Annotated in this window: 17 protein-coding genes and 1 pseudogene; 10 read left to right on the plus strand and 8 right to left on the minus strand. The window is 72.7% G+C overall.

Annotated features, from left to right (window positions below):
- The first annotated feature begins 1 nt into the window (after position 1).
- A complete protein-coding gene (locus ACFYPS_RS19075; protein WP_354964095.1) occupies positions 2-988 on the plus strand; it encodes a pirin family protein in 987 nt (328 codons plus the stop codon).
- A gap of 60 nt (positions 989-1,048) precedes the next feature.
- On the opposite strand, the gene ACFYPS_RS19080 is transcribed toward ACFYPS_RS19075, so the two are convergent.
- Positions 1,049-1,177: a hypothetical protein gene (locus ACFYPS_RS19080; RefSeq protein ID WP_255787601.1), complete on the minus strand. Its 129-nt coding sequence runs from the start codon at positions 1,175-1,177 to the stop codon at positions 1,049-1,051.
- A gap of 119 nt (positions 1,178-1,296) precedes the next feature.
- Between ACFYPS_RS19080 and ACFYPS_RS19085 the strand changes: the two genes are divergently transcribed.
- A complete protein-coding gene (locus ACFYPS_RS19085; RefSeq protein WP_354964094.1) occupies positions 1,297-2,886 on the plus strand; it encodes a phospholipase D-like domain-containing protein in 1,590 nt (529 codons plus the stop codon).
- On the opposite strand, the gene ACFYPS_RS19090 is transcribed toward ACFYPS_RS19085, so the two are convergent.
- The gene (locus tag ACFYPS_RS19090; protein ID WP_354964093.1) at positions 2,835-3,563 is read right to left on the minus strand and encodes a hypothetical protein; all 729 of its coding nucleotides are present in this window, start codon (positions 3,561-3,563) and stop codon (positions 2,835-2,837) included. The two genes, ACFYPS_RS19085 and ACFYPS_RS19090, sit on opposite strands and share 52 nt — an antisense overlap.
- A 411-nt stretch (positions 3,564-3,974) precedes the next feature.
- On the opposite strand from ACFYPS_RS19090, the gene ACFYPS_RS19095 reads away from it, so the two are divergent.
- Entirely contained in the window at positions 3,975-4,796 is an 822-nt protein-coding gene (locus tag ACFYPS_RS19095) for a SigB/SigF/SigG family RNA polymerase sigma factor (RefSeq protein WP_354964092.1), read from the plus strand.
- Positions 4,797-4,915: 119 nt separating this feature from the next.
- Here the strand turns inward: ACFYPS_RS19095 and ACFYPS_RS19100 are convergent, their stop codons facing one another.
- From ACFYPS_RS19100 to ACFYPS_RS19110, 3 genes are read right to left on the minus strand one after another with little or no spacing between them, the layout of a single operon-like run.
- Positions 4,916-5,506, minus strand: a complete 591-nt coding sequence (locus tag ACFYPS_RS19100) for a GNAT family N-acetyltransferase (protein ID WP_354964091.1) — start codon at positions 5,504-5,506, stop codon at positions 4,916-4,918.
- Complete coding sequence (locus ACFYPS_RS19105; protein WP_354964090.1) at positions 5,503-7,026, minus strand: APC family permease; 1,524 nt, start codon at positions 7,024-7,026, stop codon at positions 5,503-5,505. Before ACFYPS_RS19105 ends, ACFYPS_RS19100 begins: the two co-directional genes overlap by 4 nt.
- Positions 7,027-7,071: 45 nt before the next feature.
- The gene (locus ACFYPS_RS19110; RefSeq protein WP_354964089.1) at positions 7,072-7,713 is read right to left on the minus strand and encodes a GPP34 family phosphoprotein; all 642 of its coding nucleotides are present in this window, start codon (positions 7,711-7,713) and stop codon (positions 7,072-7,074) included.
- Positions 7,714-7,882: 169 nt separating this feature from the next.
- Between ACFYPS_RS19110 and ACFYPS_RS19115 the strand changes: the two genes are divergently transcribed.
- The 3 genes from ACFYPS_RS19115 to hrpB are packed head-to-tail and all read left to right on the plus strand — an operon-like array spanning position 7,883 to position 11,551.
- Positions 7,883-8,707: a helix-turn-helix transcriptional regulator gene (locus ACFYPS_RS19115; protein WP_354964330.1), complete on the plus strand. Its 825-nt coding sequence runs from the start codon at positions 7,883-7,885 to the stop codon at positions 8,705-8,707.
- A 41-nt stretch (positions 8,708-8,748) separates the two neighbouring features.
- Positions 8,749-8,949: a DUF397 domain-containing protein gene (locus ACFYPS_RS19120; RefSeq protein WP_387325837.1), complete on the plus strand. Its 201-nt coding sequence runs from the start codon at positions 8,749-8,751 to the stop codon at positions 8,947-8,949.
- A gap of 28 nt (positions 8,950-8,977) precedes the next feature.
- The gene (gene hrpB / locus ACFYPS_RS19125; RefSeq protein WP_354964087.1) at positions 8,978-11,551 is read left to right on the plus strand and encodes an ATP-dependent helicase HrpB; all 2,574 of its coding nucleotides are present in this window, start codon (positions 8,978-8,980) and stop codon (positions 11,549-11,551) included.
- Between the two features lie 6 nt (positions 11,552-11,557).
- Here hrpB and ACFYPS_RS19130 read toward each other — a convergent pair whose 3' ends face one another.
- A complete protein-coding gene (locus tag ACFYPS_RS19130) occupies positions 11,558-12,283 on the minus strand; it encodes a protein phosphatase 2C domain-containing protein (RefSeq protein ID WP_354964086.1) in 726 nt (241 codons plus the stop codon).
- 259 nt (positions 12,284-12,542) lie between these two features.
- On the opposite strand from ACFYPS_RS19130, the gene ACFYPS_RS19135 reads away from it, so the two are divergent.
- The 4 genes and pseudogenes from ACFYPS_RS19135 (at position 12,543) to ACFYPS_RS19150 (ending at position 18,949) form a co-directional block, all read left to right on the plus strand.
- A complete protein-coding gene (locus ACFYPS_RS19135; protein WP_387325841.1) occupies positions 12,543-15,152 on the plus strand; it encodes a glycoside hydrolase family 9 protein in 2,610 nt (869 codons plus the stop codon).
- 91 nt (positions 15,153-15,243) lie between these two features.
- Positions 15,244-16,158 carry a hypothetical protein gene (locus tag ACFYPS_RS19140; RefSeq protein ID WP_354964084.1) on the plus strand — a complete coding sequence of 305 codons (915 nt, stop codon included), beginning with the start codon at positions 15,244-15,246 and terminating at the stop codon, positions 16,156-16,158.
- A gap of 111 nt (positions 16,159-16,269) precedes the next feature.
- Positions 16,270-17,521, plus strand: a pseudogene (locus ACFYPS_RS19145) (DUF222 domain-containing protein).
- A gap of 189 nt (positions 17,522-17,710) precedes the next feature.
- Positions 17,711-18,949: an MFS transporter gene (locus ACFYPS_RS19150; protein ID WP_387325844.1), complete on the plus strand. Its 1,239-nt coding sequence runs from the start codon at positions 17,711-17,713 to the stop codon at positions 18,947-18,949.
- Positions 18,950-18,982: 33 nt separating this feature from the next.
- Here the strand turns inward: ACFYPS_RS19150 and ACFYPS_RS19155 are convergent, their stop codons facing one another.
- Together ACFYPS_RS19155 and ACFYPS_RS19160 are read right to left on the minus strand one after the other, a co-directional pair.
- The gene (locus tag ACFYPS_RS19155; RefSeq protein ID WP_354964082.1) at positions 18,983-19,240 is read right to left on the minus strand and encodes a UBP-type zinc finger domain-containing protein; all 258 of its coding nucleotides are present in this window, start codon (positions 19,238-19,240) and stop codon (positions 18,983-18,985) included.
- Positions 19,237-20,808 (minus strand): Na+/H+ antiporter, encoded by a 1,572-nt coding sequence (locus ACFYPS_RS19160; protein WP_387325847.1) that lies wholly within the window; start codon positions 20,806-20,808, stop codon positions 19,237-19,239. Before ACFYPS_RS19160 ends, ACFYPS_RS19155 begins: the two co-directional genes overlap by 4 nt.
- Positions 20,809-20,812 lie beyond the last annotated feature (4 nt).

The raw sequence follows: 20,812 nt of genomic DNA on the forward strand, positions 1-20,812 counted from the left end.
GATGCCCGCGATCACCGTTGAGAACGTCCTCGTCCTGCCCCGCCTGCCGCAGCTCGACGAGTCCGCCAAGATCCGCCCGGTCCGCACGGTGACCACCGCGCCCAGCGGCTTCGAGGGCGAGGGCTTCCCGGTCCGCCGGGCCTTCGCGGGGGTGCCGACGACCGACCTGGACCCGTTCATCCACCTCGACCAGATGGGTGAGGTGGACTACGCGCCGGGCGAGCCGAAGGGCACCCCCTGGCACCCGCACCGTGGCTTCGAGACCGTCACCTACATCATCGACGGCGTCTTCGACCACCAGGACTCGCACGGTGGCGGCGGCACCATCACCGACGGCGACACCCAGTGGATGACCGCCGGCAGTGGACTGCTGCACATCGAGGCCCCGCCGGAGCACCTCGTGATGAGCGGTGGGCTCTTCCACGGCACCCAACTCTGGGTCAACCTGCCCCGCGCGGCCAAAATGAACCCGCCGCGCTACCAGGACATCCGGGGCCGGGAGTCGGCGCTGCTCACGACAGCCGACGGCGGTGCGCTGATCCGGGTCATCGCCGGTGAGGTGGCCGGGCACCGCGGCCCGGGCTCCACCTTCACCCCGATCACCATCACGCACGTCACCGTGCAGCCGGGAGCGCAGGTCGACCTGCCGTGGCAGCCGGAGTTCAACGCCCTGGTGTACGTGCTCGGCGGGCGCGGCACCGTCGGCGCCGACCGTCGGCCGGTACGGACCGGGCAGCTCGCGGTGCACGGTCCGGGCGACGCGCTGCGCTTCAGCGCGGACACCACGCAGGACAGCAACACCCCTGCACTGGACCTCTACATCATGGGTGGCCAGCCGATCCGGGAGCCGGTGGCACAGTACGGCCCGTTCGTGATGAACACCCGGGACGAGCTGGTCCAGGCGTTCGAGGACTACCAGGCCGGTCGGCTCGGCGTGATTCCCACCGAGCGGCTGCCGCACACCGGCGGCCAGGGCGCCCGGCCCTGACCACGTCAACCGCTGAGATCGGCGCCGGCGCCCCCGTACACCCGGGGCGCCGGCGCCGCCTCAGGAGACGGCGAAAATCCCAGCCACGCCGAGAATCACCATGAGCAACACCGCTACCAACGCCCCCCGTTCGCTCTCCACCGCCGGCTCGCGGTACTCGGTCACGGGGTTCGTCGTCTCGCGGGGCATGGTGTGGCCTCCTCGGTTGTTGTCGCGTCGGCCAGGTCGCCGGTCTGCCGGCCCTGGCGTGCGGACCCGGGTCGGGGGTCCTACGGTGAGGACGTTGCCGACCTCCGGGGGGCTGGACGTTGCCGTTGCAGGACTGGTTCCTCACCGCGCAGGAACGGGCCAACCCAATCTCTGGGTTACCCGTCTGGGCCAGCGGAAACCTCGCCGAGCCACTAATTCACGGTGCGGCGTACTTCGACCGGCTGGTCGACGAGGTGGAGGCGCTGACGGCCGGCGACCACCTCTTCTTCACCGACTGGCGGGGCGATCCGGACCAGCGGCTACGCCCGGACGGCCCGACCGTGGCCCAGCTCTTCGCCCAGGCCGCGCAGCGCGGGGTGGTGGTCAAGGGGCTGATCTGGCGCTCGCACCTCGACGCGCTGGCCTACAGCGAAGCGGAGAACCGCGACCTCAGCGAGGTGATCTCCGCGGCCGGTGGGGAGGTGCTGCTCGACCAGCGGGTCCGCCGTGGCGGCTCGCACCACCAGAAGCTGGTGGTGCTGCGGCATCCGAGCGCCCCGGAACGGGACATCGCGTTCGCCGGCGGAATCGACCTGTGCCACAGCCGGCGGGACGACGCCGGGCACCACGGCGACCCGCAGCCGGTGCGGATGTCTCCCCGGTACGGCCCCAACCCGCCCTGGCACGACGTGCAGCTCGCGGTGCGCGGCCCGGTGGTCGGTGCACTGGACACCGTGTTCCGGGAGCGCTGGACCGACCCGATGCCGCTGGACTCGGAGAACCCGACGGCCTACCTGCGGGACCGACTGCGCGGCGCGGACCTGCGCCCCGACCCGCTGCCCGAGCAGCCGGCCGACCCGCAGCCCTGCGGTCCGCACCAGATCCAGGTGCTGCGCACCTACCCCGCCGTCCGACCGCGCTACTCCTTCGCGCCGCACGGCGAACGGTCCGTGGCCCGGGGCTACACCAAGGCGGTACGCCGTGCCCGCCGGCTCATCTACCTGGAGGACCAGTACCTCTGGTCGAGCGAGGTGGCGGACCTGTTCGCGCACGCCCTGCGTGACAACCCGGAGCTGCACCTGATCGCCGTGGTGCCCCGGCACCCGGACGTGGACGGCAGGCTCGCGCTGCCACCGAACACGGTCGGCCGTGAGCAGGCGTTGTCGCTGTGCGAGCGGGCAGCGCCGGACCGGGTGCACGTGTTCGACGTGGAGAACCACGCCGGCGACCCGGTCTACGTGCACGCGAAGATCTGCGTGGTCGACGACGTCTGGGCCAGCGTGGGCAGCGACAACTTCAACCGCCGCTCGTGGACGCACGACAGCGAGTTGTCCTGTGCGGTGCTCGACGACACCCGCGACCAGCGGGAGCCCACCGACCCGGCCGGGCAGGGCGACGGGGCACGGGTCTTCGCCCGGGAGTTGCGGCTGCGGCTCTGGCGCGAACACCTGGACCGCGACCCGGGCGGCGCGGACGACGCCGACCTGCTGGACCCCACCGACGCCGTCGCGGCCGTCACGGCCGCTGCCGACGCGCTGCAACGGTGGTACGACGGCGGCCAGGTGGGCACCCGTCCTCCCGGCCGGTTACGCCCGCATCGTCCCGATCGACTTCCCTGGTACACCCGCATTTGGGCGTTGCCGGTGTACCGGCTGGTCTACGACCCGGACGGCAGGCCGCTGCGGGCCAGGTTGGCCGGCACATGGTGAGCCGGCCGGGCCGTCGCCGGTGGCGGGCCGCTCGCGCCCGGATACACGCTCAGCCCGCCGGGGTAGGCGAACGAGGAGCGTGGCGAGTAGTAGCCGAAGCCGATGGTCAGCGGGTTGGCCGGCCGTAGCGCGTACATCGGGTGGCCGGGCTCCAGGAACTCGACCGACTCGATCTCGAACGGTGCGACCGGCTCCGCCACGAACGGGTAGACGGCGCTGAGCAGTTGACCGTCGCGGCGGGTGAAGTAGCGGTGGTGCCCGCTGTTGATCACATGGCCGGTCTCGCCGACCTGGCAGCGGGCCCGGATCAGCGGCGCCCCGTCGGCCTCGGTCACCGAGACCAGGTGGCCGCCGCGCACCTCGATACTGGTGCGGCCGGTGATCGCCGGGGCGCCGCGCGCGGCGGCGTATTCCCGGACCGTGCGGCTGGATGCCACGTAGTGGGTCCACCAGCCGCCGGGGCTGAGGCCGCCGGGGGCGTCCACGCCGGTCAGCGAGACGCCGAGGTAGGTCAGCGAGTAGGCGCCGAAGCCGGAGGTCTGCGTCTCGTCGTCGACGATGTACTGGTTGAGGAACACCTGCCGGTCCGGGCGGGGCCGCAGGCCGGCCGGGACCAGAGCGGCCACCGCGTCCGGATCCGCCGGCAACCAGCTGAAGTAGAGCGTGCGACTGTTCACGACTAGCTGGGGAGCGGCTGGATCGAGCACGGTGCCTCCGAACCGGGTATGTAGAGGCGACGTTACGGCCAGTCCCACCGGCGGGACAACGACGGATAGTAGACACCTCGGCCCAGATGTCGGATTTTATGTTGACCGCTCGGCCGGCTGCCGTGGGCCGACCGGTCAGGCCGGCGCGGGGTGGCCGGGCGGCCGAGCAATGGGTGCCGCAACCCGCAAGAGACCTCACAACAGCCAAAGCAGCCACCCATTTTGTATGTTTTACGACCTGAAACGGCTTAAGTACATCAGCCTTTCGGCTAGATTTTGGGGAGACGATCAGGTTAAGGTGAGTCCCGAACGGCCCATACGAAGCTAAACCAAAGCGTCACGTCTTTTTGTCCGCGGACGAGGTGCAGGGAGGACCACCCAATGACCGCGCCAACGATCAGCGAGCAGCCGAGTGCCACCGCCAAGAGCGTGAAGCTCGACCCGCGGACGCTCACCGACAGCGCCACGGATCTGCTCAACGCCATGGCCGCACTGCCGACCACCCACCCGTCGCGCGCCGCGCTGCGGGACCGGGCGATCGAGGCCTGGCTGCCGCTGGCCAACCACCTCGCCCACCGCTACAGCGGGCGGGGCGAGCCCACCGACGATCTGGCACAGACCGCCGCGGTCGGCCTGATCAAGGCCATCGACAAGTTCGACCCGTCCCGCGGCGTCGACTTCGCCGGGTACGCCATCCCCACGATCATCGGCGAGCTCAAGCGGCACTTCCGCGACCGCACCTGGGACATCCGGGTGCCCCGCCGGCTCCAGGAGCTGCGGCTGTCCATCTCCGACGCCAACAGCTCACTCCTGCAGACCCTCGGCCGCTCGCCGACGGTCGCCGACATCGCCACCCACCTCGGGCTCACCGAGGAAGAGGTGCTGGAGGGTCTGGAAGGCGCCCGGGCATACAACGCGGTGTCGCTGTCCACCCCGACCGGCGACGGCGAGCGCGCCACCGAGCTGGGCGACATGCTCGGCGGCGAGGACGCGGAGTTCGAGCTGGCTGAGCTGCGGGTCGCCCTGGGCCCGGCGCTGGCCACGCTCGACGAGCGGGAGCAGAAGATCCTCACCCTGCGGTTCTACGGCAACCTGACGCAGTCGCAGATCGCCGAGCAGATCGGCGTCTCGCAGATGCACGTCTCCCGGCTGCTGGCCCGGGCGCTCACCAAGCTGCGTGGCCAGCTCGACGGCACGTACTAAGCGGTTCCGATCGAGGGCCGGGTCCGCGGACCCGGCCCTCGATCGCGCGTACGAACTGTCACGCGAGCATTACAGCACGTCAGCTCTGCGCACCGGGCGGCAGCGCCCGGCCGGTCCCGTCAGCGGCTCACCGGCTCCCGCCACATCGGCCAGAACGGCGTGCCATCGGGCACCCGGAACGGCTCGCCGGCCCGGTAGGCGTGCTGCGCGTACAGGTCCCGACTACGCGGGCTGCTCGCCTCCAGGTAACCGGGCATCCCGTTGGCGTCCAGCCAGGCGTGGTGGTGCTCCAGCAGCGCGGTGCCCAGCCCCTGCCCCTGCCGGTCCGGCTGGACCGCCAGGAAGGCCAGATGGTGGTGGTCCGGATGCGGGTGGTTCGCCGCGAACAACTCGTCGAGATGCTCGAACCGGTCGGTCCACTCACCGCAGGCGGCGGCGAGCCGGGCGTCGTAGTCGGGCGGCGGCGGAGCCGAGTCGCCGACCGAGGGGAACCAGACCGCGACCGCGGCCCGGTCCGCGCTGGCATACACCAGACCGTGCCGCATCGCGTGCTCGACCAGGATCTCGAAGTTCCCGGCCAGCACGGCCTCCCGCTTGCTCGCGTCCGGCACCAGCCAGCGGGTCACCTCCAGGACGGTGAACGCCTGCGCGGTCCGGCCGGCCACCAGCGCGGTGTCTTCGGGACCGAGCCGCTCGATGGCCACGCTCATCGCGGCGCCTCCGAGCCGGCCGGTGCCGGCGACTGCTCCACCGGCTGCACGGCGGCCGCGGCGCTCTCCGCGCCGAGGCCGATCCGGGCGTACGTGTCCGGACGGCTGCCGCGCAGCACCAGCGCCCAGCCGACGCCCAACGCGGCCGCCACCGGGTACACCGCGGGCAGCGCCCAGCGCAGGGAGGAGTCCGGCGCGACGCCGAGCAGGTTGGCGAAGTTCGACACGGCCAGCCAGATGATCACAAAGAGCGCGATGGTGGCCAGCCCGGGTGCGATGACCCGCCGCCAGAACGTCTCCCCGCCACCGGAGCGGAGGAAGTAGGCGATCACGGCCACCGAGGTGGTGGCGATCAGCAGCAGCACACCGAACCCGCCGGTGGTGCCGCCCCAGAAGAACAGCTTGACCACCGGGTCCCAGCCGTTGACCGCGTACAGCAGGATGACCAGCAGGCCGAGGACGCTCTGCGCCAGCGAGGCGGCCCGCGGCGCGCCGCTGCGCGGCGAGGTCTGCCCGAACACCGCCGGCAGCACCCGCTCCCGGCCGAGCGCGAAGGTGTAGCGGGCCGTGGTGTTGTGGAACGAGATCATCGCGGCCAGCACCGAGGTCAGGAAGAGCGCCTGGCCGATGGTGACCGCGGTGTCGCCGAGCTGCGCACCGGCCAGGTTGAAGATCAGCCCGACGCTCTGCTCACCGGCCTCGGCCACGATCCGGTCCGGTCCGACGGCGACCGTCATGGTCCAGGAGGAGAGCGCGTACAGCCCGGCGATGATCGCGACCGAGAGGTACGTCGCCAGCGGCACCGTGCGCTTCGGGTCCTTGCTCTCCTCGCTGAAGACCACCGCGGACTCGAAGCCGACGAAGCCGAGGATGGCCAGCACCAGCACCGCGCCCAATCCGGGCACGAAGAGGTTGTCCGGCGACAACGCGGCGAAGCTGACCTGGCCGTCGGCCGGGTTGCCCAGCTGCCCCAGGTCGAAGATCAGGATCACCACGATCTCGGCGACCAGCAGCGCCGCCAGCACCAGGCCGTTGATGTCCACCCGGAGCAGGCCGAGCAGGCCGACCAGCGCCCACGCCACCAGGGCGACGATCGACCAGTGCGGGTGCCCACCGAAGATCCGGTCGAGCACCGGCTCGGCGGCGACGCCGATGGTGCCGTAGAGCCCGACCTGAAGCGCGTTGTACGCGATCAGCGCCACCCAGGCGGCGCCCACGCCGGCCGGCCGGCCCAGGCCACGGGAGATGTAGGCGTAGAAGGCGCCGGCGTTCTCCACCCGGCGGGACATCGCCACGTAGCCCACCGAGAACAGGGCGAGCACCGCGGCGACCACCAGGAAGGCCAGCGGGATGCCGGTCACCCCGATGACGCCGTAGCCGGTGGTGACGACACCGGCCACCACCGTCAGTGGCGCCGCGGCGGAGAGCACGAAGAAGATCACCGAGGGGACGCCGAGGCGGCCTCGGGCAAGGGCTTCGGAAACGTTGCTGGGTCGGTCGACTGTCGATGTCGGGGGCATACGACTACTCCGGTTGTCGAGGGGAGGGTGGGGGTTACCGGGGAATCATGGGACGCCACGAAGCACGGCGGCGCCGACCGCGGCCTCGGTGTGCCCGACGAGTTCCTTCAGGGGCGCCGGCAGCGCGGGGAGGAGGACGTTCAGCCGGTGGTGGGCACGGGGGCCGGCGCTCCACAGCACCTCACGGGTCAGCCCGGCGGCCACCACCAGGCCGAGCAGCAGGGCGTCCGGCACGCTCGGCGGGTCCGGCCGGTCCAGCAGGGCCCGCAGCCGGGTGGCCGGCCAGGCCACCGCGTTGAGGTCGACCGGCAGGTAGCTGACCGAGGTGCGCAGCAGCCGGCGGCTCTCCTGGCGGCGCAGCATGCCGGCCCGGGCCAGCCGCTCCCCCACCGAGGTCGTCGCGCTCTGCGCCAGGAAGCTGAGCCAGGTACGCACCGCCTGGTGCTGGGACTCGCCGATCAACTGGTCGAGCACGGTGTGCGCCAGCGCGTCGCCCGGCGGGCGCCGGTCGATGACGGTGACGTGCCCGCCGGAGACGGTGATGTGTCCATACAGGATCAGCTCGCCGAGCAGCCCGCCGGCCAGGCCGAGCCCGGTCGCGGCCGGGTGGAGTTTTGCCTTGCCGCGACTGTCGTTGTGAGCGATCAGGAAAAACTCGTCGGCGATGAGCAAACGGTCCTCCCGCACGGGTGTGTCCACAGTGATCGCGACCGGCAAAGGATGCACCGACAGCTACCGCAATGCAACTCCCAGATTTGAAAGTTGCACTCCGTGCAGGTCCGACCTGCGGATCTTGTCGTGACAGACTCGGAGGGTGACCGCCACCCCCGCCGTCCCACTCGCCGCCAGCCCGACCGTGCGCCGTCGACGCATCGCCCGGGAGCTGCGCCAGCTCCGCGAACGCGCGGGCATGACCCTCGATGTGGCGGCCCGCCAGCTCGACATGTCCAAGAGCAACCTCTCCCGGATCGAGACCGCGCAGATCGGCATCAAGCCGCGCGACGTCCGAGCGGCGCTCGCGCTCTACCAGGTGACCGGAGCCGACGCCGAGGCGCTGATCGAGATCGCCCGGAGCGCACAGCAGCGGGGCTGGTGGCAGAACTACAGCGACGTGCTGCCCGAGTGGTTCGAGTTCTACGTCGGGCTGGAGGCCGAGGCGGCGGCGCTGCGCACGTACGAGGCCGAGTCCGTGCCGGGGCTGTTGCAGACCGAGGCGTACGCCCGGGAGATCTACCGGCGCACCGCGGGCGAGGACGGCGTGGAGCGCAAGGTGGCGGCACGGCTGCACCGGCAGGAGGTGCTGCGCCGCGACGACCCGGTCCAGTTGTCGGTGGTGCTCAATGAGGCGGTGCTCCTGCGCCCGGTCGGCGGCAACGCCGTGATGGCCGAACAGGTGGTCCACATGACCCGGATCGCGCAACTACCGAACGTGACAATCCAGGTACTTCCATTCGCGGCCGGCGGGCATCCCGCGATGAGCACCCCGTACGTGATCCTCAACTTCGCCGACGCCGCCGACGCGTCCGTAGTTTACCTGGATAACCTCACGATGGGCCTGGCGCTGGAGGATGCCGACCAGGTGCTCGGGTATAGCCTGCTGCATGAGGAGCTGTGCCGCTTGGCGCTCGATCCGGCGGCGTCGCTGACCCGTCTTGAGCAGGCTTCTCGTAACTTTGCGTGACCGCGTCTGCGGCACGCCGACGCAGACGAGAGGTATCGCGGATGACGGCGCACGACCTGACCCGGGCGGACTGGCGGACCAGCACGCGCAGCAGCGGCAACGGCAACTGCGTGGAGGTCGCGACAGCCGACGGTCAGGTCGCCGTCCGGGACAGCAAGGACCGGCCCGGCCCGGTGCTCACCTTCGACGCGCCGGCCTGGCGCGCGTTCCTGCACGGCGTCGGCGAGGTCCGCCGCAGCTGAGCCGCCGGGGCCGGTGCGAGACTGGGCCGTGCTCTCCGACGTAACCCTGGACCTGCCGGTACGCCCGGTGCTGCCGGCGCTGGTCGCGGCACTCGACGCGGCCGGCGCCGGTGTCCTGGTGGCCCCACCGGGCACCGGTAAGACGACCCTCGCCCCGCTGGCCGTGGCCGACCGGGTCAGCGGGCGGGTCGTGATCGCGCAACCCCGCCGGGTGGCCGCGCGGGCCGCCGCCCGCCGGATGGCCGAGCTGCTCGGCGAGCGGGTGGGCGACCGGGTCGGCTACGCGGTACGCGGCGAGCGCCAGGTCAGCCGTGCCACCCGGGTGGAGGTGGTCACCACCGGCCTGCTGGTCCGCCGGCTGCACCACGACCCGGAGCTGCCCGGCACGGGCGCCGTGCTGCTCGACGAGTGCCACGAGCGGCAACTCGACGCCGACCTCGCGCTGGCCTTCGCGGTGGAGGCCCGGGCCACCCTCCGGCCGGACCTGTGGCTGCTGGCAATGTCCGCCACCCCGGACACGGACCGGTTCGCCGCGCTGCTCGGCGGACCCGATCCGGCCCCGGTCGTCCGGGCCGAGTCGGCGCTGCACCCGGTGCAGCGGATCTGGGCACCGCCGGCACGGCCGATCGCCCCGCCCGGGGGCGGGCCGGTGGACCGGGCCCTGCTCGACCATGTGGCGGCCACCGTCCGACGGGCGCTGCGCGAGCGCGACGGCGACGTGCTGGTCTTTCTGCCCGGGGCCGGCGAGATCGCGGCGGTCACCGGCCGACTGGCCGACCTGCGGGACACCGTCGCGCTGCTGCCGCTGCACGGCCGACAGCGCGGCAGCGAGCAGGACGCGGCCCTGCGCCCGGCTGATCGACGCCGGGTGGTGCTGGCCACCGCGTTGGCCGAGACCAGCCTGACCGTGCCGGGCGTGCGGGTGGTGGTGGACGCCGGGCTGTCCCGGGTGCCCCGCACCGACCTGGCCCGTGGGCTCGGCGCGTTGATCACCGTGCCGGTCTCCCGGGCCGCCGCCACCCAGCGGGCCGGCCGGGCCGGCCGGGAGGCCCCCGGGGCCGTCTACCGCTGCTGGTCCGCGGCGACCCACGAGCGGCTGCCCGCCCGGCCGGAGCCGGAGATCGCCACCGCCGACCTGACCGGCTTCGCGCTGGAGCTGGCCGCCTGGGGACGGCCGGACGGCGTCGGGCTCGCACTGCCCGATCCGCCGCCGCCGGCGGCGCTGTCGGTGGCCCGGGACACGCTGGTCACCCTGGGCGCGGTCGACGCGGACGGCCGGATCACCGGGCGGGGACGGGCCATCGCCGCCGCCGGTGCGCACCCACGGCTCGCCCGGGCGCTGCTCGACGGCGCCGGCCGGGTCGGCGCCGACCGCGCGGCCGAGGTGGTGGCCCTGCTCGCCGAGGAGAGCGCGGCCGGCCCGGGCGACGATCTGGTCGCCGGCTGGCGTCGGCTGCGCGCCGGGGCGGACGCGGGCGCGACCGCCCGCTGGCGGGCCGAGGTGCGCCGCCTGCGAGGTGCCCTGCCCGCCGGCTCCCCGCCGCAGGGCCGCGCCGCCGCCGGTAAGCCCGGCCGGACGGTCGGCCCGGGGGCCAACGGACGCGCCGACGCCGGTGGGCTCACTGACGACCTGGCCGCCGGGCTGCTGGTCGGGTTGGCGTACCCGGAGCGGTTGGCCCGGGCGCGGCGGTCGGGCGGTTCGGCGTACCTGATGACCGGTGGGACCGCCGCGGAGCTGGCGGTGGGATCGGGGCTGACCGGGTCGGACTGGCTGGCGGTGGCCGTCGCGGACCGCACCCCCGGCGCGCCCTCGGCGCGGATCCGCCGGGCCACGCCGCTGGACGAGGCGACGGCCCGGGAGGCGGCCGGCCCGCTGCTGTCCACGCGCCGGGAGGTCGGCTGGTCCGAGGGGGACGTGGTGGCCCGGGAGGTGACCCGGCTGGGGGCGATCCTGCTCCAGGAGCGCCGGCTGGATCGTCCGGACCGGGCGGAGGTGGCGGCGGCGCTGCTGACCGGCCTGCGCCAGGACGGGCTGGGGCTGCTGTCCTGGACGCCGGCGGCCCGGGCGCTGCGCGAGCGGCTGGCGTTCACCCGGCACCACCTCGGCGCACCGTGGCCGGACGTCAGCGACGAGGCGTTGCTCGCCGCCGCGCCGACCTGGCTGGGCCCGGAGCTCTCCGCCGCCCGGCGCCGCGCCGACCTTGCCCGGGTGGACGTGGCCTCGGCGCTGCGCCGGCTGCTGCCGTGGGCACAGGCCGCCCAGCTGGACGAACTGGCCCCGGAACGGATCGCCGTGCCGAGTGGTTCCCGGATCCGGCTCGACTACAGCGACCCGGCGGCGCCGGTGCTGGCGGTGAAGCTGCAGGAGACGTTCGGCTGGCCGGTGGCCCCGCGCATCGGCGGCGGCCGGGTGCCCGTGCTGCTGCACCTGCTCTCCCCCGCCGGCCGGCCGGTGGCGGTCACCGCCGACCTGGCGTCGTTCTGGCGCACCGGCTATCCGCAGGTGCGCGGCGAGCTGCGCGGCCGCTATCCCCGGCACCCGTGGCCGGAGGATCCGACGACCGCGACGCCCACCCGGCGCGCCACACCGCGCCGGCGTTGAGGCCGGTTACTCCTCCACCACGTCGGCCACCACGACGGTGACGTTGTCCGGCCCGCCGGCGTGCAGTGCCAGGTCGATCAGCTTGCCGGCGCAGGCGGCCCGGTCCGGGTAGCCGGTGAGCACCTCGACGAGGGTGTCCGAGCGGACCACGTTGGACAGCCCGTCGCTGCACAGCAGCCACCGGTCGCCGACCCGGGGCACCATCGTCGCGTACGACGGGGAGACGTCGTCGCCCTGCAACGCCTGGGTGACCACCGCCCGGCGCGGGTGGCTGCTGGCCTGGTCCGCGGTGATCACGCCCTGGTCCACCAGCATCTGGACGAACGTGTCGTCCCGGGTGACCTGCTTGAGCACTCCCTCGCGGAGGAGATAGGCCCGCGAGTCACCGACGTGCGCGAGGGCGAGGCAGCTGCCGGTGCGGGCGAAGAGCAGGGCGGTCAGGGTGGTGCCCATGCCCTGGCGCTCCGGGTCTTCGGCGACCGCCTGCCGGATCCGGGTGGTGGCCAGCGCGATGCCACCCTGGAGCGCGGCCACCAGGGCGTCCTCGGGGGTCTCCACGTCCAGAGGAGCGACCGCGTCGATGGTGAGCGCGCTGGCCAGGTCGCCGGCCGCCATTCCGCCCATGCCGTCGGCGACGGCGACGAGCCAGGTCCCGGCGTGCAGGGCGTCCTGGTTTCCGCTGCGGATCAGCCCACGGTCGCTCGTTCCCACGGAACGCAGCTTCAGGGTCATGGGAGGCAGCCTGCCAGGCGAAGGGCGCAGTTGTCTCTAGGAGATCAGGACGACGGCGCGTGGCGCGGCCAATCTCACGTGTCCGCCCTGGCGCGTCATGGCGGACCCGGCCGGGCTGGCCGCCCTCGTCGTACGCCACAACCCATCCAGTCAGATCGATTGACACGGCGCACGGACGCTGGAAACATCGAGCCGAGAGTTGGGAGCGCTCCCAGATTTCACCACCACCGCCCCGCATCCCGTCCCGGAAGGACTCCCCGTGACGCCATCCCGACGCCGCCTCCTACTGGCCGCGGCGACCACCCTGGCCCTCACCGGCGCGGGCGCCGGCGCGGCCCACGCCGACCCGCCGCCGGACGCCCCCGAACAGATCGACAACGGCGACTTCAGCGCCGGCGTGAGCCCCTGGTTCTCCTACGGCACCGGCGCGCTCGCGGTGACCGACGGCCGGCTCTGCACCACCGTTCCCGGCGGACTGGCCAACCCGTGGGACGCCGGCATCGGCCAGGACGGCGTACCGCTGATCGCCGGCGCCGAATACACCCTCGGCTTCACCGTGTCCGCCACCCCCGGCGCCGCGGTCAAGGCCGTCCTCCAGCTCGGCAGCGCCCCGTACACCACGTACGCCGCCGTGGACGCCACCGCCACGGGCACCGCCCAGCGGGTCGAGCAGACCTTCACCGTCCCGGACGACAACCCGGGCGCCCAGCTGATCTTCCAGGTCGGTGGCGCCGCCGAGACGCAGACCGTCTGCCTGGACGACGTCTCACTGCGCGGCGGTGAGCCGCCCGAGCCGTACGAGCCGGACACCGGGCCGCGGGTACGGGTCAACCAGGTCGGCTACCTGCCCGGCGGGCCGAAGAACGCCACCGTGGTCACCGAGGCCACCGAGCCGCTCCCCTGGCAGCTGCGCTCGGCCGCCGGCACGGTCCTGGCCAGCGGCACCACCACCGCGCGCGGCGTGGACGCCGCCTCCGGGCAGAACGTGCACACGGCCGACTTCTCCGGCTACCGCACACCCGGCAGCGGTCTGACGCTCACCGTGGACGGTGACACCAGCCACCCGTTCGACATCTCCGGCACCCTCTACGACCGGCTGCGCGCCGACTCGCTCCAGTTCTTCTACGCCCAACGCAGCGGCATCGCCATCGACGGCCACCTGATCGGCGACGAGTACACCCGGCCCGCTGGCCACCTCGGCGTCGCGCCCAACCAGGGCGACACCACCGTGCCCTGCCAGCCGGGCGTCTGCGACTACTCCCTCGACGTGCGCGGCGGATGGTACGACGCGGGCGACCACGGCAAGTACGTGGTCAACGGCGGCATCGCCACCTACCAGCTGCTGAGCACCTTCGAGCGGACCAGGACGGCGGTCACCGCGGCCGGCGGCGTCGGTCTCGCCGACGGCACGCTGCGGGTGCCCGAGCACGACAACGGCGTGCCGGACATCCTCGACGAGGCCCGCTGGGAGCTGGAGTTCCTGCTGCGCATGCAGGTGCCGGCGGGCAAGCCGCTCGCCGGGATGGCCCACCACAAGATCCACGACCGGAACTGGACCGGCCTGCCGCTCGCCCCGCACGACGACCCGCAGCCCCGCGAGCTGCACCCGCCGTCCACCGCGGCCACCCTCAACCTGGCCGCCACCGCCGCCCAGTGCGCACGGCTCTACGCCCCCTACGACGCGGCGTTCGCGGCCCGCTGCGGCACTACCGCGACGACCGCCTACGCCGCCGCCAAGGCACACCCGGCGGTGTACGCCAGCCCCAGCGACAGCACCGGCGGCGGCGCGTACGACGACACCAACGTCACCGATGAGTTCTACTGGGCCGCGGTCGAGCTGTACCTGACCACCGGTGGGCAGGCCTATTTGACCGACCTGACCGCCTCGCCGCACCACAGCGGGGACGTGTTCGCCCCACAGGGATTCGGCTGGCAGGGCACCGCCGCGCTCGGCCGCCTCGACCTGGCCACCGTGCCGAACGGGCTGCCCGCCGCCGAGCTGACCCGGATCCGCGCCTCGGTCACCGGCGCCGCCGACGCGTACCTCGCCGAGCTGCGCCGGCAGGCGTACGGGCTGCCGATGCCCGGGGACGAGAGCAGCTACTTCTGGGGCGCCAACAGCAACATCATCAACAACGCCGTCGTGCTGGTCACCGCCTTCGACCTGACCCGCGACGCCACCTACCGGGACGGCGCCGTGCAGGCGATGGACTACCTGCTCGGGCGCAACGCGCTGAACATCTCGTACGTCACCGGGTGGGGCGAGCACGCGGCGGAGAACCAGCACAGCCGGATCTTCGGCCACCAGCTCGACCCGAACCTGCCGCGTCCGCCCGCCGGCTCCCTCGCCGGTGGCGCGAACGCTGCCCTCCAGGACCCGTTCGCGGCGCAACTGCTCGCCGGCTGCAAGCCGATGTTCTGCTATGTCGACGACATCAACTCGTACGCGACCAACGAGGTGGCGATCAACTGGAACTCGGCGCTGGCCTGGATCGCCTCGTTCCTGGCCGACCAGGGTGACGCCGGCGCGGTGCCGGCCACCACCTGCGCGATCCGCTACACCAACTACGGCGCCTGGCACGGCGGCAGCGGGTTCACCGCACAACTGACCGTACGCAATACCGGCGCCACCACCGTCAACGGCTGGACCATGCGGTTCGCGTTCACCGGCGACCAGCGGGTGCGCGAGGCGTGGCTGGCGAAGGTCACCCAGGCCGGGGCGACGGTGACCGCCCGCAACGAGTCGTACAACGCCCGGATCGGGCCCGGCGGCACGGTGACGTTCGGCTTCAACGCGACGACCACCGGCGGCGCCAACCCCAACCCGGGCCTGGTCACGGTCAACGGCGCTGCCTGCTCCCTGACCTGACCGGAACGGCTGGTGGCCTCCCGCAAGGGCGGCCGCCAGCCGTTCACAAACCAGGTGGACCGGGCTGGCCCCGTAGACCATGGTGAGGGCCATGGATGGCGGCGAACTGGCCGGCGCGGAGCGTCGGGTGTGGGCGGCGATGCCGGCGGGGACACGGGCCGCACTCGCCGGCCTACCCAGCGCGGACCTACGCACCCTGCTGCTGACCGTGGCCCGCGACCGCGCAGCCACCATGCGCCCGCCCGATCTGGTTCGCCGCTGGCGCGAGGACCGTTTCGTCCGCCCGGCCGGCGCCGACCCCCGCGCGCTCGCTCAGGTCGAAGCGCGGATGTGGCGACTCCTACCGGCCGACGTCTCTGGAGTGGAGCTGTCGCCGGTCGTACCGGTGGGCACCTGCGCGACGGTCGCACCGGTCAGCCAGAACAGGATCGTCACCACGATGCGTGCCAGCGAGGTGCTGAGCGATCCCACCAACGCGCTCGCGATCGAGGCGGCTGTGCGTCGCCGTCGGCAGAGCGAAGTGCACCTTGCCGCCGCCCACCGGGTGCTGCGGGCGCAGGACTTCGGCACCGGCGCGTCGGCGCACTTCCGACTCTTCGCCCTGGTGTCCAGTGCCCGGGACGCTGGCTCGGGCGGCACCGAGGCCCGGCTGCTGATCCGGCACCTCACCTACTGGCGGACCGTCCTCGCCGAACTGGCACCAGCGGCAACACCACAGCTGCATGTCACGGTCTTCGACGACCGGATCATCGGCGAGCGACTGGCCGACACCGTCCGACCGGCACTTGGTGAGAACGCGGTGCTGCTCGTGGACGAGTCGGAGCGGGAGCGCGGCCGGGGTTACTACACGGGTTGCGCACTGCGGATCACCGTCCTGGGCGGCAGCCTGGAGGTCGGCGACGGCGGCTTCACCGATTGGACCGCCCGGCTGAGCGGCGACGCCAAGGAGCGCTGCCTCGTTTCCTGCCTCGCCACCGAACGCCTCGTCGACTGCGTCGAGCGCTGAATCGACCGCACAACGACCCCGACCGCAGGCACTCAGCACGCTCAGAATGCCGACGAATTCCACCGACACCGAGCACCAGAAGTTGTCGTACGGCTGTTCTAATATTTGGACGTGGTTGAGGAGTTGGCGCAGGCTGAGGCGGCAGTCGCCGTGTGCGTCGACGTGGCGACGTGGGCCCTGCCGGAGCACGACCTCATCGCGGCGCTCGATGCCGCACACCGCCTCGAACAGCGTCTGGCAGCGGTGAAGTTCACCGCGGTACGAGAGTTGGACGGCCGTGGCACGGCCGCGACGCAGGGCGCGTCGTCGACGTCGGTGTGGTTGCGTGACCGGCTCCGGCTCACCGTCCCCGCCGCTCGTCGGCTGGTTGACCTCGCTGCAGCTCTGGACACCGGGGGTGCCCGAGGTGCGGGCCGCTCTGGCCAGCGGCGATATCAATGTGGGGCAGGCCCGTGTCATCGGCGACACGGTCAGCACCGTGCAGACGACCGCCGGCGCCGACGTGGCCGAGAAGGCGGTTGCGGTGTTGATTGAGTGGGCCAGGCAGTTCGAGCCGACCCTGCTGCGCAAGCTGGGCACCCGGGTCCTCGATCACGTCGCGCCGGAGGTCGCCGAAGCCGCGGCTCGGGCGACGATTGAGGCCGATGCCCGCCGGGCCTGTCGAGACCGTCATGTCACTTTGTCCGGGCTGCGGGATGGCTGCCTGCGGCTGAGCGGCACCCTGGACGCCGAGGCGGCCGGCCTGCTGCGCGCCGCGATCGAGCCGTTGACGGCGCCGTCGGGTGTGGACGATCCGAGATCACCCGGGCAACGCCGCCACGACGCGCTCGCCGACCTCTGCCGACTCGCCCTGCGCTCCGGGCAGTTACCCGAACATGGCGGCGAGCCCGCACATCTCGTCGTCACCACCAGTTTCGACGGCCTCGTCCGTCAGCTCAACGGCGGCACTCTCGACACCGGCCTCGAACTCACCCCGGAAACCGTGCGCCGTGTCGCCTGCGACGCCACCATTCTGCCCGCCGTTCTAGGCAGCACCGGCCAGGTCCTCGACGTCGGCCGACAACGCCGCCTCATCACCGGGCCCCTCCGACGCGCCCTGGTCCTGCGAGACCGCGGCTGCGCCTTCCCCGGCTGCGACCGCCCACCCCGCTGGTGCGACGCCCACCACATCCGACACTGGGCCGACGGCGGCGACACAAGCCTGACGAACGCCGTGCTGCTCTGCGCACACCACCACCGACACATCCACCACGACGACTGGACCGTCCGACAGAGCGGCGACGGCCACCCGGAATTCGTCCCACCAGCCTGGCTCGATCCCGACCGCCTCCCCCGCCGCAACCAATACCACCGGCGCACGTGAAGACACTCCATACACCAGGCATGACTGCGGCACCCGGGCTCCCGCCGGCTCGATGCCGGGCGCCCGCCCGCACTGGTCCCACGTCGACCTGTCCACCGCAGAATTCGACGAACGCGCCGGAGTCGGTCTGTGACGGGCACCGCACCACGAGGGACGTCGATGCGTATACGTCGGCCATAGGGTCGTTGTGTGTGTACCCAGGCGGGGATTCGTGGCCGATGGCGGTCATTGTCGCCGTTGCCGCCACCCGGCCACCTGCGCACCCTGTCGCTGGCCACCCTCGCCAACACGGTCGGTGCCGGGCTCTGGCTGACCGGTGTGGCGCTCTACCTCACCCGCGTCGTCGGGCTGACCCCGACACAGGTGGGGCTCGGGCTCACCCTGGCCGGCCTGGTCGGGCTGACCGCCAGTGTGCCGCTCGGCGGGCTGGCCGACCGCCGCGACCCACGGACCCTCCGTGCGGTCCTTCAACTGGCGCAGGCCGCCGTCGCCGTCGCGTACCTGCTGGTGGGCTCGTTTCCAGTCTTTCTGCTGGTGGCGACTCTGGACGCGCTGCTGGTCTCCGGCAACCTGGCGGTTCGTGCCGCGCTGGTGGCCGCCGTCGCCGGCCCGCAGGGACGGGTGCACGCCTTCGCCACGCTGCGGGCGGTGGCGAACCTGGGCATCGCGGTCGGGGCGGGGCTGGCCGGGTTCGCGCTGGCCGCCGACACGCATCTGGCGTACCAGATCCTGGTGGCCGGCAACGCGACCACCTATCTGGTGTCGGCGGCCCTGCTGATGCGGCTGCCGGCCCTCGCACCACCCACGCGTCCGTCGACGGCCGCCGCCCTTCGCCGGGGGCGGCCGCTGCGTGACGGCCGCTTCCTCGCGGTGAGCGGCGCGTCGGCGGTGCTCGCCCTCCATCAGACGGTGCTCACGCTGGTGGTGCCGCTCTGGGCGGTGAACCTGCTCGGGGCGCCCCCGCCCATCGTGTCGGCGGTGCTGCTGACCAACACCGTGCTCACCGTACTGCTGGCGGTGCGGCTCAGTCGGGGCGCGGACACCGCCGCGCCGGCCGCCCGGAAAATGCGCCGAGCCGGCCTGGTGCTGGCCACGGCGATGCTGCTGTACGCCGCCACCGCCGGCCTCCCCACCGCGCCGGCGGTCGCGCTCCTGCTGGTCGCCACCGTCGTCTACACCGTCGGCGACCTGTGGCACGGCGCCGCCGGGGCGGGACTGACCTACGATCTGGCGCCGCCGGACGCGATCGGCGCCTACCAGGGGGCGGACGGGATGTTCGCCGGTCTGGCCCGCGCCGTCGCCCCGGCTCTGCTGACGCTGGTGGTGCTCGACGGTGGCGTGCCCGGTTGGCTGGCCGTCGGAGGGCTCTTCGCCGTGGTGGGCCTGGCCAGCCCTGCGCTCACTCGGCGTGCGCTACCCCGTGACTGACGTTCGGGTGGAGGCACGTCGCCGCGAGCCCGGTCAGCCGATCTCCTCGTCGACGTAGCACCAGCGCCAGGCCTCGCCGGGCTGCGCCGAACGGATCACCGGGTGACCGGTGGACGCGAAGTGCTTGCTCGCGTGCTGGTTCGGCGACGAGTCGCAGCAGCCGACCTGCCCGCAGCTCAGGCAGGTGCGCAGGTGCACCCAGTAGGTGTCGCCGATGGCGACGCAGTCCGCGCACTCGTCGGCGGTACGCGCCTCGGCGGCTCCGGCCTCGGTCAGGTGCTGACAGCTCATTTCTCGACCTCCCGCAGCAACGACTCTTCCAGGTCCAGGTCACGATAGGCCTGCACCAGCACCTCCTCAGGTATCTGACCGGCGTCCCGGGCAGCCCGGAAGACGTCCCGCTCGGCGTCGATCATCTCCTGTCGCAGCCGACCGTACGCCTGCGAGGGGGTTTCCCGCTCGGAGCCACCGAGCCGTTCCCAGGCCATGTTCGTGCGGTCGTCCAGCGCCCGGCGCAGCCGGTCCACCACCGCCGGTGGCGCGTCGTCGGCCAACTCGTCGAGGCGGTCCTGGGCTGCCCGGCTGGCCTGCTGCTGCACCCCGGCGGCCGACAGCGCGTCCTGCACCGGGTCGTCCTGCGGCAGCTTCAGCCGGCGGGCGACGACCGGCAGCGTGGCTCCCTGGCCGACCAGGGTGACCACGATCACCGCGAAGGCCAGCCAGATGAACAACGCCCGGGGGTAGGGCTCGTCGTCGGCCAGGGTCAGCGGCAGGGCCAGCGCGGCGGCCAGGGTCACCACACCGCGCATCCCGGCCCAGCCGATGATGATGGGGAACTTCGGCGGCGGGGCCGGATCCCGGCGACGGATCCGGGGCACCAACCGGGCCAGGTAGGTGGCCGGGAAGAGCCAGACGAACCGGGTGAGAAAGACCGTGGCGAGCACGGCGAGGGTGATCGCGGTGAGCGAGCCGAACGGCTCGTCGAGGTCCCGCAGCACGTCCGGCAATTGGAGCCCGACCAGCAGGAAGACCAGCCCCTCCAGCAGGAAGCGGGCCAGCCGCCAGAACGCGCCGACCTGCAGCCGGGAGGCGGCCGAGAGCAACCGGGGCAGCTTGTGGCCGAGCACCAGCCCGGTGACCACCACCGCGACGACGCCGGAGGCGTGCACCTCCTCGGCGCCGAACACCACGGCGAATGGAATGATCAACGACAACGCGTTGTCCAGCAGCGGGTCGTGGATACGCCGGTGCAGGAAGCCGAAGACCAGCGCGCCGAGCAGACCGATCAGGATGCCGCCGCCGGCGGACCGCAGCACCTCGATGGCGACGTCGGCGGTGCCGACCGCCGAACCGGCGGTCGCCAGCGTCGCGACCCGCAGCAGCACCAGCGCCGTCGCGTCGTTGATCAGGCTCTCCCCCTCCAGGATGGTGACCACCCGGCGGGGCAGCCCGACCCGTCGGGCGACCGCGGTGGCGGCCACCGCGTCCGGGGGCGCGACCACCGCGCCGAGGGCCAGGCAGATCGCGAACGGCAGCTGCGGCAGCAGCAGGTGCAGCACGAGGCCGACCACGAACGCGGTGAACAGCACCAGGCCGACGGCGAGCAGCAGGATCGGCCGGATGTTGTTCTTGAACGCCGGCACCGAGGTCTCCAGCGCTGCCACGTAGAGCAGCGGCGGCAGGATTCCGACCAGCACCAGCTCCGGGTCAAGGTGCACCTGCGGAAGGCCCGGCACGAAGGAGAGCGCCAGACCGAGTACGACCAGCAGGATCGGCGCGAGCAGGCCGAGCCGGCGGGCCAGCGCCGCGCCCAGGGTGGCGATCGCCAGGAACACGACGACCGGAAACAGGCTTTCCATGGGA

Origin of the sequence: Micromonospora sp. NPDC005087 (genome assembly GCF_042872965.1) — a bacterium.
Classification (GTDB): domain Bacteria; phylum Actinomycetota; class Actinomycetes; order Mycobacteriales; family Micromonosporaceae; genus Micromonospora.